Source organism: Microbacterium sp. zg-YB36, assembly GCF_024623575.2.
Lineage (GTDB): Bacteria > Actinomycetota > Actinomycetes > Actinomycetales > Microbacteriaceae > Microbacterium.
The window spans coordinates 391,126-403,960 of record NZ_JANJFD020000003.1 but is presented as its reverse complement, the minus strand read 5'-3'; the positions used below and the strand labels follow the sequence as shown (position 1 = coordinate 403,960).

Sequence of the window (12,835 nt, the reverse complement as noted above, 5' to 3'; positions counted from 1 at the left end):
CTGTAGCGCCCTGAAATCGCGTGGAATGCCCCAGATCGTGGGTTAGCCGTAGGTATCGCGAGGACCCCGCCCTGGAATCGCTCTGCGGCCCCATTTCCAGGAGGGAACGTCCGGCCCGATGAACCGGATGCTCGACACGCCCGCCTCAGGGAAGCGGCGCGCGATCTCCGAGACGATCGTCGCGCGCATCAGGGTGAGCTGGCGAGCCCATGCGGTGGAGTCGCACTGCACGGTGAGGATGCCGTCGCCCAGAGCGACCGGCGCCGCGTGCTGCGCCGTCTCGGCGCCGGCGACCTCATCCCACTGCAGGACGAGGTCTTCGCGGGCCAGCTGCGAGTCCCACCCGGAGGCCCGGGTGAGCGCGGCGACCACGTCGCCCAGGCCGTGCGGATCGCGACCAGAGGTGAACGGTGCGTTCTCGTCGTCGGTGACGCGGCGGCGTTTGCGGCGTGAGCCGCGGGTCGTCGGTTCCAGGCCCCGCAACCTCATGTAGGTCGCGATCGTCTCGGGAATGCTCGCCGGATCAGTCATTTTCTGCCTCCAGGATGCGACCGGCATCCACCCGCACGGTGCGCGCACGCAGCGCGACCGGCACATCATCGTCGACGGCGGCGGTGACCACGACCTGCTCGTAGTCGGCGACCAGTCCTGCCAGGCGGCTGCGACGGTCGGCGTCGAGTTCGGCGAACACATCGTCGAGGATGAGTACCGGATCTCCCAGCCTCGACTCGGCGCGCAGCAGCTCTGCCGATGCCAGCCGCAGCGCGAGCGCGACCGACCACGACTCGCCGTGCGACGCATAGCCCTTCACCGGCAGGCCGCGCACCCGCAACAGCAGGTCGTCACGATGCGGGCCGGTCAGCGTCAGGCCACGGTCGAACTCGGCGGTGCGGCGGGAGGCCAGTGCCGTGCGGAACAGCGCCTCGACGGCGGAGGCATCGGCCGCGGACGCCGCCGACGCGGCATCCTCCTCGGGATCGGTACCGTCCACCGACAGCGCCCAGACCATTTCCGGGCTGTGGTCAGCGCCGGCAATCGCCGCATACGCGGCGACGAGCGGACCGGTGAGCTCGGATGCGAGGGCCAGACGAGCGCGAATCACCTGCGTGCCGAGGGTGACGAGTTTGTCGTCCCACACCTCGAGGGTCGTGAGCGCGTCGCCGCGGATGCCGCGCGCCTTCGCCGATTTCAGCAGGGCGGTGCGCTGCTTGAGTACTCGGTCGTAGTCGGCAAGCACTCCGGCCATGCGCGGAGTGCGCTGGATGAGCAGTTGATCGGCGAACCTACGGCGAGCGGAGGGGTCTCCCCGGACGATCTGCAGGTCTTCCGGAGCGAACAACACGACCTGCGCGTAGCGCGGCAGTTCGGATGGCTTCACCGGCGCCCCGTTGACGCGCGCCTTGTTGGATCCCTGCTTGTTGACCTGGACTTCCAGCTGCACACGCCGTTCACCGTGAGCCAGCCGAGCCCGAACGATCGCGGCGTCCGCACCGTGACGCACCATCGGGGCGTCGTTGGACACCCGGTGCGAGCCCAGCGTGGCGAAGAAGGCGATGGCTTCGACCAGGTTGGTCTTACCCTGGCCATTGCGGCCGACGAACACGTTCGCGCCGGGGAACAGCGCGACGTCGGCGACCGCGTAATTGCGGAAGTCCACGAGGCTGAGCTGCTCGACGATCACCGAATCACCCTAGTTCGCCGTTCCGACAGGTCGCCCGGGCCGGCTGCGGTGGTCAGCGCAGCAGAAGGTTCGGCTGCAGCAGGTACTTGAACGAACCCTCACCGGCGCGATCGACGGAGGTCTGCGCCGTGATCAGCACGGGACTGAGCTTGTTGGCGTTCTCGCTCGAGGTGAACGTGATGCGCGTGAACTCGCTGCGCACCGCGCCGAGCGCCTCGATGAGGTACTGCGGGTTCAGGCCGAGAGTGACATCCTCGCCGACGAGCGTGGCATCCACCGACTCCGTCGCACGTGCCTGCTCTGTGCCCGAGGCATCCATCGAAACGCTGTCGACCGTGAAGGTGAACCGCAGGGGCGCAGATCGGTCGAGCACGAGCGACACGCGGCGCACGGCTTCGATGAGCTCGGCGGTGTTGACCACCGCGTGGTGCTCGGTCTGCTCGGGGAACAGCCGCCGCACCGGCGGGAAGTTGCCCTTGATCAGCAAAGACGTGACCGTCTTGTTGCCGGCCGTGAACGCGATGATCTCACGGTCGCCGGAGCCGGAGAAGGCGATCGAGATGTCACCGGAGTGCGCGAAGGTCTTGCCGACCTCGGTGAGCGTGCGTGCCGGGACGAGGGCGGTCGTCGACTCCTCGGTGGCCGCGGCTCCGCCGTCCCAGGGCAGTTCCCGCAGCGCCACGCGGTAACGGTCGGTGGCGACAAGGCTCAGCTGCGTGCCGGAGACCTCGAGCTGCACGCCGGTGAGCACGGGGGTCACGTCGTCGCGGGACGCGGCGAAGGCGACCTGTGCGATCGCGGTGCCGAAGTCATCGGCGGGGACCAGGCCCGATTCGCCGGAGACCTCCGGGATCGCGGGGTATTCCTGCACCGGCATCGACGACAGCGTGAAGCGGGCGGAACCACAGGTCAGCAGGATGCCGCCGTCGTCCTCGATGCTCATCTGGATCGGGGCGTTGGGGAGCTTGCTGGCGATGTCGGCGAGGAGGCGGCCGTGCACCAGGATCGTGCCCGGGTCATCGACCGTGGCCTCGATCGTGGTGCGGGCGGACGCTTCGTAGTCGAAGGCCGACAGCGACAGACCCGCTTCGGTGGCTTCGATGAGCACGCCGGCCAGGATCGGCTGCGGGTTTCGCTGCGGCAGAAGCTTCACGACGAACGACACGGCCTCGCTGAACACATCGCGATTGACGTGGAACTTCACTGGTGCTCCCTTGACGGCGGGTTGGGCTCCCATGCTACTGCCCAGGAGGCACTGGCCCGGAAGATGTGATTCCGGTTCCGGTCACGGTGATGGACTGGAAATTCATAGAGATGGTTCTGTCATCTTGTTAACGCCTGTGGAAACTGTGGATAACTTCCGCGATGCCAGTCGAGACACCGTAACGACAACCGTGTCATTTGTTAGCGGCGTGCGGATTGGCGTCTTTCCGCGGGTATCGGCGAGGTGCCGTTGCGGTGCCGTCCTCCACAGGCTGGCCCGATCTGTGCACAATCACGTCGGCGCGTCTCACATTTATCCACAGGTTTTCCACACTGTGCAGAACTGGGATGATGGCGCGCCGAGGCGCGCCTGTCAAGCGCGAGAGACACGAATACGTCGCTCGACGGGCATGCGGACCGCGGCATAGGCCTGCGGACGGCGGTCAGCGGCCGTTGCGGCCCAGCTGCGTGGTGATCTCGGACACCTGGTTGTAGATGGAGCGGCGCTCTTTCATGAGTTCGCTGATCTTCTTGTAGGCGTACATCACGGTCGTGTGGTCGCGGTTGCCGAACAGCTGACCGATCTTCGGCAGAGACAGGCTCGTGCGCTCACGGCACAGGTACATCGCGATCTGACGGGCCGTGGCGACGGCCTGGGACCTGCTTGAGCCGTAGAGATCGTCCACCGACAGCCGGAAGTACTGCGCCGTGGCGGTGATGATGTCGGTCGGTGAGACCACGTTGGCATCGTCGTGATCGATGATGTCGCGCAGCACGGTCTGTGCGAGGGAGATGTCCAGCGACGAGCGGTTGAGGCTCGCGAACGCCGAGACGCGGATCAGCGCCCCTTCGAGCTCGCGGATGTTCGACGAGACCTTCGTGGCGATGTACTCGAGAACCTCGTCGGGCACCAGAAGTCGCTCGGACTGCGCCTTCTTACGGAGGATCGCGATGCGGGTCTCGAGGTCGGGTGCCTGAACGTCGGTGATCAGACCCCACTCGAACCGACTGCGCATACGGTCTTCGAACCCGGTGAGCAGCCGCGGCGGCAGGTCGCTGGTGATCACGACCTGCTTGTCGTGGTCGTGCAGCTGGTTGAACGTGTGGAAGAAGGCTTCCTGCGTCTCGGCGCGCCCCTGCAGGAACTGGATGTCGTCGATCAGCAGGATGTCGACTTCGCGGTAGCGTGCCTGGAAGGCGGCACCGCGGTTGTTGGCGATCGAGTTGATGAAGTCGTTGGTGAACTCTTCGCTCGAGACGTATCGCACCCGGATGCCGGGGTACAGACTCAGCCCGTACTCGCCGATCGCGTGCAGCAGGTGGGTCTTGCCCAGACCCGAGTCGCCGTAGATGAACAGCGGGTTGTACGCCTTCGCGGGTGCTTCGGCCACGGCCACGGCGGCGGCGTGCGCGAAACGGTTGGACTGGCCGATGACGAAGTTGTCGAAGGTGTACTTCGGGTTGAGCCGGGTGTCACTGCGGGAGGGCGGCGCGACCGGCTCGGGTGCCTCGGCGATGGGGCTGCGCACCACGATGGGAGCCGGCGCCGGCTGCAGCGGGATCGGTGCGGTCAGATGCGCGTCGGTCAGCTCGGGGTTGACCACGACGCGGAACGCGGAAGCTGCAGGTTCGGCGTCGACGCGGGCGAGGGCTTCCATGATGGGAGCGCGCAGCCGCTTGTTCAGCTGCGCCGCGGTCAGCTCGTTGGGTACGTCGAGATACAGTGTGCCGCTCATCACGCCCTGCGCGACGGCGAGACTGAGAAAGCCCTGCAACTGCGGGGTGACCCGCTCGTCGCCGGAGAGCTCGTCGAGCACAGCTCTCCAGACCGGTACGTCTGGAAGGTCGTGCTGTGACATTGCGCCTCCGGGGATCGATGCGCCGTGGCATCCGCCGCACTCGGAGGGGGCGGGCCTGTGGATAACGTGCGTGGGCAACGCTAATCAGGGAGGCTTCCCTCCACCAAATCCACTGTAGGGCGCGGTCGCGTGTCATTGCGAGGATCGCCCCCCGTCGGTGGATAAAGTGTGCGCTCCACCGCTCGGTTTGAGTTCAGAGGCGGCGCGACGTATCCTTAATCGGTTGACTTATGCCCACTCGGGCAGTCCCCTGTACCCGCGTCCCCGGTCTCAGCTTTCCGGTGACCGCCGATCCGGAGTGATCCTCATGAGCAAGCGCACTTTCCAGCCCAACAACCGTCGCCGCGCCAAGAAGCACGGGTTCCGTGCCCGCATGCACACCCGCGCCGGCCGCGCCATCCTCTCGGCTCGTCGCGCCAAGGGGCGCACCGAGCTCTCGGCCTGACCCGAGCGGTGCTCTCGAGGCCGAACCGCCTCACACGCGGCATCGAATACCGTGCGGTGGTCCGCGGTGGTCGGCGTTGTGGGGGAACCCACACCGTCACCTACGTCGCGCCCGTTGCCGGTGATGCTTCACCGCGGTTCGGTTTCATCGTGAGCAAGCAGGTCGGCGGTGCCGTCGTGCGCAACACTGTGCGCCGGCGGCTCAAAGCCGTCTGCGCAGAGGTGCTTGTCGACGCCGCACCCGCCGGCGACGTGGTGATCCGCGCCCTGCCCAGTGCAGCGAACGCTCCCTATGCGGAGCTACGCAGCGAGGTTCGTCGCTGTCTTGCCAAGCGGGTTGTGACATGAGTAGCGCGACGCTTCCCACGGCATCTGTTGGTGAAGGAACCCTGGATACCACGGCGCCGTGGCGCAGCATCCCGCTTCTCCCCCGCAATGCGGGCCTGGCGTTGTTGCACGGGTACCGCGCCACGATCTCCCACGTCTACGGCGACGTGTGCAAGTACTACCCCTCGTGTTCGGCTTATGCCGTCGGCGCCGTGCAGCAGCATGGCCTGGCCAAGGGGATCATCTTGGCGGCGGCGCGCCTGGGCCGCTGTCACCCTTGGGCCGCAGGTGGGATTGACGACGTTCCGTCGCACCCTCACTTTCGCCACGAGCTGACTCGGCACGGATTCGTCGTGCCCTCCTCCCGAAAGGACTGATCCGTGCTGGATCTCTTCGCTGCGACACCGGTGCCGGTGGTTCCGTCGCCCACGACTCCGCCGCCGGGTACAGGGTTCGACCTGTTCGCGACCCTGATGTGGCCGTTCAAGTGGCTCGTCGAGATGATCCTCGTCTTCTGGCACTGGGTCTTCACATCCCTCGGTCTCCCGACCGCCGCCGGCCTCACCTGGGTGCTCGCGATCATCGGCCTGGTCATCGTGGTGCGCTCGGCGCTGATCCCGCTCTTCGTGCGGCAGATCAAGAGCCAGCGCAAGATGATGGAAATCGCTCCTGAACTGCGAAAAGTTCAGGAGAAGTACCGCAATAAGAAGGATCAGCTCTCTCGCGAGGCCATGAGTCGCGAGACGATGGCGCTCTACAAGAAGCACGGCACGACGCCGGTCTCCAGCTGTCTGCCGCTCCTGGTGCAGATGCCGATTCTGCTGGGCATGTTCTACACGCTCAGCGACGTGAAGCGCCACGCCGAGTGGGGTGTGGGCGGTGTCGGCCTGCTCAATGCCGAGCTCACGAAAGAGTTCTACGAAGCGAAGCTGTTCGACGTCGCTCCGCTCCACGTGAACATGATCGAGGCGATCAATACAGGGCAGACGGCGACGGTCGCGATCTTGATCGTCCTCGTGGTCCTCATGATCGCCTCGCAGTTCATCACGCAGCTGCAGATCATCTCGAAGAACCTGTCGCCCGAGGCCAAGACCGGCCAGGCATACACGATGCAGAAGGTCATGCTGTACGTGCTGCCGCTGGCATTCATCTTCTCGGGTGTCTTCTTCCCCCTGGGTGTCGTCATCTACTGGTTCGTGTCGAACCTGTGGACGATGGGTCAGCAGTTCATCGTCATCCGCAACCTGCCGACCCCCGGGTCTGAAGCGGCCAAGGAGCGCGAAGAGCGCCTGGCGCGCAAGGGCAAGGCGCTGGATGCCAAGGGTCGCGTGATCCCCATGGAGAAGTACCTCGCCGAGCAGCAGCGTCTGCTCGAGGAGGCAGAGCGCGCCCGCGAGGCCGCCCCGAAGCGCCAGCAGCCGATGGGCAAGCAGCGCGCCAAGAAGAAGCAGCCACCCAAGAGCGGGGACTCCGGTAACCGGCCGGGCCTGAACCCGCCTAAGCCGACGTCCTGATCGACCGCGAAGGGAACTGACATGACTCTCACTCCTGAAACTCCCGAAGTCACGGTCGAGCAGCTCGAGCAGGAAGGCGACATCGCCGCCGACTACCTCGAGGTGCTGCTGGACATCGCCGACGTCGACGGTGACCTCGGCCTGGATGTGCGCGGCGGTCGCGCCTACGTGTCGGTCGAGGCCGATGACTCCGGATCGTTGTCACGCCTGAGCCACCCGGACACCGTTCAGGCGCTGCAGGAGCTGACGCGCCTGGCCGTGCAGAACCGCACCGGTCGATTCTCGCGGCTGATCCTGGACATCGGCGGGTCGCGGGACATCCGTCAGCGGGAGCTGGAATTGCTCGTTGACCGGGCTATTTCCCGACTGGACGAGGGTGCCTCCCAGGCATCCCTGCCGGCGATGTCGAGCTACGAGCGCAAGCTCGTACACGACGTGGTCTCGGCGCGTGGCTTCGTCTCGGAGTCGTACGGCGAGGGCGCTGACCGCCACACGGTCATCAGCCGCCCGTGACGTTTCACGTGAAACAGTGAGCACTCTCGAAGCAGAACCCGCCGTCGCAGCCCAGATCTTCGGCGATCGGATCGAGCCGGCACGCGCGTTCACTGCAGCTCTTGCCCAGCACGGTGAGGAGCGCGGGCTGATCGGCCCGCTCGAATTGCCCCGCCTGTGGAGCCGACACATCCTGAACAGCGCGGTTGCTGCGCCACTGTTTTCGGGTCGCGTCGGCGACGTCGGCTCCGGTGCGGGTCTGCCTGGGTTGGTGCTGGCCATTGCGCGCCCCGATGTCGAGTGGGTGCTCATCGAGCCGATGGAACGTCGTGTCGTGTGGCTGAACGAGCAGGTGCGCGACCTTGGCCTGGACAACGTCGAGGTGCTGCGAGGACGCGCGGAGGACTGGAACCGCGGTCCGGTGCTGGATGCCGTGACGGCTCGGGCCGTCAGTGCGCTGCGCACCCTGGTGCCGTTGACCGCTCCCCTGGTGCGCGACGGCGGTGAGTTGATTTTGCTGAAGGGCGCCAACGCCGCGAACGAGATCGCCGCCGCAGAAAAGGTGATTCGCAAGTACCGCCTGTCCGACGTGCGTGTGGAGCCGATCGGCGAAGGGATCATCGAAGAGCCCACGCGGGTCATTCGAGCCACCGTCCGCTGACCCCACCGCCCCCGTTGCCCCGGTGGTCGAGTAGCCCGCGAAGTGGGCGTATCGAGACCCCCATGCCGCGGGCGGCCCTCAGATCGTGGCGTACCGCCCCGTTTCACGTGAAACGTGGTCCGTGGCCCCGACTATCCCGGCTACCGCACCGCCGCTGGTCGAGTAGCCCGCAAAGCGGGCGTATCGAGGCCCCCTGTTTCACGTGAAACACCATCGAGGTGGAACGCGCAGCCTCCGCTGGTCGAGTAGCCCGCGAGGCGGGCGAATCGACACCCGCGAGCTGCGAGCGGCCCTCGCGTCTTGGCGTACCACCCGTTCCACGTGAAACATACCCCGTGGCCCCGACTGTCCCGGGTATCGAGCCCCCCGCTGGTCGAGTTGCCCGTAAAGCGGGCGTATCGAGACCCGCGTGCCTCACTTGCGCACATGGGCGGCGCGGCGCGTCTCGCAACAGACCGTTTCACGTGAAGCCCCGCGAACCCGTTGGTCGAGTAGCCCGCGGGCGTTCGAAACCCGCACGCGCGAGCGGCCCTCACATCTGCGGCGCGAAGCGCGGTATCGAGCCCGGCGCGTTTCACGTGAAACGCGCCTAGACGGAACTTTCCGCGCACGCACGCCCTCTGGACTTCGCGGCTGGAATCCAGGGTTGTCGCGATTGCCGCGCCGGCTGGGGTGGCGGTAGGTGTTTGGGCCGCTCAGATTTGGCTACTTTCGGTTCTCTCAGCGCCGTTGAGAGCAGCGCGCTGAGCCACTTGGCCGGCGGCAGTACCGTCAGATCGCGCTCTATTCTCTCCCGAAGAGCAAATTTCACGCCCGATCACCTACCTAAGCGACCGATACTCGACCCTGTGCACTGCGGGAGCGGGTCGTCGCCAAGACTTCGAGGTGACTGGGCCGTGATGTTTCACGTGAAACTTGCCGGCTGCTGAGGCGAACGACTGACCGCGCGCGGTGCGTGCGATCTGGACTTGGGACGGCTGCGCGTGCGTTTACCTGATGGCGTTGGACGCGATATGTCGTGACCGCGCCCAGGCAAGGATTCACGTGAAACATGGCGCCGTGCTACCTGCGTGATCGAGTCCTGCACAGCGGTGTAGACCGCCATTCTGTCCCCCGTTCGGGGTTCCGCTTGGCCGCCCTGCCCAATCCATCGGCCAGGGTGTCCGCATGGGGTACACATACATATTGGAGTGCGCCGATGGCTCCTTCTACGTCGGAAGCACCCGGCATTTGCTTCAGCGTGTCGAGGAGCACAACCACGGTGAGGGCTCGAACTACACGAGACCGCGATTGCCGGTCGTGCTGGTCTACTACGAGGAGTATGAGCGGATCGCTGACGCATTCGCAAGAGAAAAGCAGCTGCAGGGCTGGGGCCGCGCCAAGAGAGTCGCATTGATCACGGGAGCCAACGAGTATCTGCCCGCGTTGAGCCGAAAAGTGTGGCGCCGCGGTTGATCGACTGTGGGCGCCTGCTCACAGAGTGCATGTTTCACGTGAAACGGTGTGCGGTATCTATGCGGGCGGGGTTTCGATACGGCGCCTACAGCGCCTACTCAACCAATGGCCGGGGTGAGGGGACGCACCCGTGCCGGTGGTCGAGTAGCCCGCGCAGCGGGCGTATCGAGACCTGCGGACTGTCCGCGCTTGCGGTCCACGGTGTTTCACGTGAAACGGCGGTGGGGTTTCAATACGGCGCCTACGGCGCCTACTCAACCATCGGCGGGGGTGAGGGGACGGACCCGTGCCGGTGGTCGAGTAGCCCGCCCAGCGGGCGTATCGAGACCCACACTCCACTGCTGACACGGGCCCTGTAGCTGTGTTTCACGTGAAACCGCGGTGGGGTTTCGATACGGCGCCTTCGGCGCCTACTCAACCAGCGGCGGGGGAGAGGGGACGGACACTTGCCGGTGGTCGAGTAGCCCGCGCAGCGGGCGTATCGAGACCCGCGGACTGTCCGCGCTTGGAGGCCACCGGTGTTTCACGTGAAACGGCGGTGGGGCTTCGATACGGCGCCTTCGGCGCCTACTCAACCAACGGCGGGAGAGGGGACAATGCTTGTGCCGGTGGTCGAGTAGCCCGCCCAGCGGACGTATCGAGACCCGCGGACTGTCCGCGCTTGGGGCCCGGTGTTTCACGTGAAACGGCGGTGGGGTTTCGATACGGCGCCTTCGGCGCCTACTCAACCACCGGGTGCGCCGGATGCGCCTACTCAACCAACGGCGGGGGAGAGGGGACGGACTCTTGCCGGTGGTCGAGTAGCCCGCGCAGCGGGCGTATCGAGACCGGCCGGCGTCGCTGCGCGTGCACGCGACATCTCGGTGTTTCACGTGAAACGGGCGGGCGGGTTTCGATACGGCGCCTTCGGTGCCTACTCAACCAGCGGGGGGGGCGGGGGTGCGCCTTAGGTGCCTACTCAACCAGCGGGGGTGCCGGAGACGCCTACTCAACCGGCGGTATGGGGGACTGGGCGGGGTGTTCGGCGGGCTGTGGGGGTGGGGTCGCGTAGGGTTGAACACGTGGCTCGTCGAGTGAATACGGAAGGATGTTTCACGTGAAACAACCCGGGGATGCAGCCGGAACGGCATCCTTCTCCGTCGACGATTCACCGCTGGCACGAGAACTGATGGACCTGAGCGCCCGCCGCCGGGCGCTGGAGAACACGCAGGTCACCCTGAGTGGCAAGACCCGCATCGTGACGGTGTCCAACCAGAAGGGTGGCGTCGGCAAGACGACCACTGCTGTCAACGTCGCGGCAGCGCTGGCATCGGTCGGCGCACGGGTGCTGGTCATCGATCTGGACCCGCAGGGGAACGCGTCGACCGCGCTGGGAGTGCCGCACACCGCGGACGTCCCGAGCATCTACGACGTACTGATCGACGACTTCCCGCTCGCAGACATCGTGCAGACCAGCCCGGAGTCGCCGAACCTGTTCTGCGCGCCCAGCACCATCCACCTCGCCGGCGCCGAGATCGAACTCGTGTCGCAGGTGGCCCGGGAGCATCGCCTGAAGACCGCCCTCGAGGAATACCTCAACGGCCTCGAAGAGCGTCTCGACTTCGTGATCATCGACTGCCCTCCTTCCCTCGGACTGCTCACGATCAACGCCTTCACCGCGGCCGCTGAAGTCATGATCCCGATCCAGTGCGAGTATTACGCGCTCGAGGGCCTGAGCCAGCTGCTCGGCAGTGTGCGGATGATCCAGAAGCACCTCAACCCCGGGCTGCACGTCTCCACGATCCTCCTCACGATGTATGACGGGCGTACCCGATTGGCGCAGCAGGTTGCCGAGGAAGTTCGGTCGCACTTCGCGGAGCAGGTGCTGCGGACGGTGATTCCGCGGTCCGTGCGCGTGTCTGAGGCGCCGAGTTTCGGGCAGACCGTCATCGCCTACGATGGGCAGTCCGCCGGCGCTGTGGCCTACCGGGAAGCGGCCGTAGAGATCATCCAGCGGGACGACACACACAACAGCGAAGGAACATCCTGATGGCGAAACGAACTGGTCTCGGTCGAGGCATCGGGGCGCTCATTCCCACGGCAGAGCCGTCGGAGGCCCGGCCGGTCGACGTGTTCTTCCCCGGCGTCTCCAGGAGGGCGGTCGCTGAGGCAGCTTTGCTCGAAGCGGATGCCGCGAAGAATGCGGATGCCACGGACGGCACCCCCGGCAGTAACGGCAGCGACGCCGCCACCGCGTCCACCGACGTGACCACGCCCGATACCGCGGACCCCGACGCGGCGGGCACCGACGCCCCCGACGCCCCCGACGCCCCGGAGGGCGCCGCCAACGGTTCCGCGCCCGAGGCGCCGGCCCCAGAGCTTCTCCCGATCCCCGGCACCCGGCTGATCCACGTCGACCCGAACGACATCGTTCCCAACCCGCGCCAGCCGCGCACGAACTTCGACTCGGACGACCTCGCTGAGCTCGTGCACAGTGTGCGCGAGTTCGGTGTGCTGCAGCCGGTCGTGGTGCGCACCAACGAAGACGGCCAGTACGAGCTGATCATGGGTGAGCGCCGCACCCGCGCGTCCCGTGAGGCCGGCCTCACCTCGATCCCTGCGATCGTGCGCGACACCGAGGACGAGCACCTGCTGCGCGACGCGCTGCTGGAGAACCTGCACCGCTCGCAGCTCAACCCGCTCGAAGAGGCATCCGCGTACCAGCAGCTGCTCGAGGACTTCGGCATCACGCAGGAGGAGCTGGCCACGCGCATCGGTCGCTCCCGGCCGCAGATCAGCAACACGATCCGCCTGCTGAAGCTCCCCATGCCGGTGCAGCAGCGGGTGGCAGCGGGCGTGCTCAGCGCGGGTCACGCACGGGCGGTGCTGTCACTCGAGGACCCCGAGGCGATGCAGCGCCTGGCAGACAAGATCGTCAACGAGGACCTCTCCGTGCGGGCCGCGGAAGCTGCCGCGAAGTCGGTGGATGCCGGTTCGACCCGTCGCGGCGCGACGAAGGCCGGAGCGCGTCGCGCTCACCTGGACGAGGTGGCCGAGCGACTGGGTGACCGCCTGAACACCAAGGTCAAGATCAACATCAGCGCACGAAAAGGCCAGGTCGTGATCGATTTCGCCACGATCCAGGACCTGAACCGCATCCTCGAGGAGATCGGCGAGACCGAGTTCGGCGCGCGCTGACGCCGACCCCGCCGGCCCCACG

13 protein-coding genes are annotated in these 12,835 nt (G+C 66.4%); 9 read left to right on the top strand and 4 right to left on the bottom strand.

The window, feature by feature from the left end; genetic code table 11:
- Nucleotides 1-42 precede the first annotated feature (42 nt).
- The 4 genes from NQ151_RS11270 to dnaA all read right to left on the bottom strand — a co-directional run bounded on the left by NQ151_RS11270 (nt 43) and on the right by dnaA (nt 4,743).
- Entirely contained in the window at nt 43-531 is a 489-nt protein-coding gene (locus NQ151_RS11270; RefSeq protein ID WP_257528136.1) for a DciA family protein, read from the bottom strand.
- Nucleotides 524-1,681 carry a DNA replication/repair protein RecF gene (gene recF / locus NQ151_RS11265; RefSeq protein WP_257507232.1) on the bottom strand — a complete coding sequence of 386 codons (1,158 nt, stop codon included), beginning with the start codon at nt 1,679-1,681 and terminating at the stop codon, nt 524-526. Before recF ends, NQ151_RS11270 begins: the two co-directional genes overlap by 8 nt.
- Before the next feature lie 52 nt (nt 1,682-1,733).
- The gene (gene dnaN / locus NQ151_RS11260; protein ID WP_257507233.1) at nt 1,734-2,885 is read right to left on the bottom strand and encodes a DNA polymerase III subunit beta; all 1,152 of its coding nucleotides are present in this window, start codon (nt 2,883-2,885) and stop codon (nt 1,734-1,736) included.
- A 442-nt stretch (nt 2,886-3,327) separates the two neighbouring features.
- The gene (gene dnaA / locus NQ151_RS11255) at nt 3,328-4,743 is read right to left on the bottom strand and encodes a chromosomal replication initiator protein DnaA (RefSeq protein WP_257507234.1); all 1,416 of its coding nucleotides are present in this window, start codon (nt 4,741-4,743) and stop codon (nt 3,328-3,330) included.
- Nucleotides 4,744-5,050: 307 nt separating this feature from the next.
- Here dnaA and rpmH point away from each other — a divergent pair, with 307 nt between their 5' ends.
- From rpmH to NQ151_RS11210, 9 genes are all read left to right on the top strand, one after another.
- Nucleotides 5,051-5,188 carry a 50S ribosomal protein L34 gene (gene rpmH / locus NQ151_RS11250; protein ID WP_026302947.1) on the top strand — a complete coding sequence of 46 codons (138 nt, stop codon included), beginning with the start codon at nt 5,051-5,053 and terminating at the stop codon, nt 5,186-5,188.
- 8 nt (nt 5,189-5,196) lie between these two features.
- Nucleotides 5,197-5,535: a ribonuclease P protein component gene (gene rnpA, locus NQ151_RS11245; RefSeq protein WP_257507235.1), complete on the top strand. Its 339-nt coding sequence runs from the start codon at nt 5,197-5,199 to the stop codon at nt 5,533-5,535.
- Nucleotides 5,532-5,891: a membrane protein insertion efficiency factor YidD gene (gene yidD / locus NQ151_RS11240; RefSeq protein ID WP_257507236.1), complete on the top strand. Its 360-nt coding sequence runs from the start codon at nt 5,532-5,534 to the stop codon at nt 5,889-5,891. The genes rnpA and yidD overlap by 4 nt, the downstream gene beginning before the upstream one ends.
- Nucleotides 5,892-5,897: 6 nt before the next feature.
- Nucleotides 5,898-7,028 carry a membrane protein insertase YidC gene (yidC, locus tag NQ151_RS11235; protein WP_257528201.1) on the top strand — a complete coding sequence of 377 codons (1,131 nt, stop codon included), beginning with the start codon at nt 5,898-5,900 and terminating at the stop codon, nt 7,026-7,028.
- A gap of 21 nt (nt 7,029-7,049) precedes the next feature.
- Entirely contained in the window at nt 7,050-7,541 is a 492-nt protein-coding gene (locus NQ151_RS11230; protein WP_257507237.1) for a Jag family protein, read from the top strand.
- Between the two features lie 16 nt (nt 7,542-7,557).
- The gene (gene rsmG, locus NQ151_RS11225) at nt 7,558-8,181 is read left to right on the top strand and encodes a 16S rRNA (guanine(527)-N(7))-methyltransferase RsmG (protein ID WP_257528135.1); all 624 of its coding nucleotides are present in this window, start codon (nt 7,558-7,560) and stop codon (nt 8,179-8,181) included.
- A 1,167-nt stretch (nt 8,182-9,348) separates the two neighbouring features.
- On the top strand, nt 9,349-9,636 hold the full coding sequence (locus NQ151_RS11220; RefSeq protein ID WP_257528134.1) for a GIY-YIG nuclease family protein: 288 nt from the start codon (nt 9,349-9,351) through the stop codon (nt 9,634-9,636).
- A gap of 1,087 nt (nt 9,637-10,723) precedes the next feature.
- Nucleotides 10,724-11,665 (top strand): ParA family protein, encoded by a 942-nt coding sequence (locus NQ151_RS11215; RefSeq protein ID WP_257507240.1) that lies wholly within the window; start codon nt 10,724-10,726, stop codon nt 11,663-11,665.
- Nucleotides 11,665-12,813: a ParB/RepB/Spo0J family partition protein gene (locus tag NQ151_RS11210; protein ID WP_257528133.1), complete on the top strand. Its 1,149-nt coding sequence runs from the start codon at nt 11,665-11,667 to the stop codon at nt 12,811-12,813. Before NQ151_RS11215 ends, NQ151_RS11210 begins: the two co-directional genes overlap by 1 nt.
- Nucleotides 12,814-12,835: the final 22 nt, after the last annotated feature.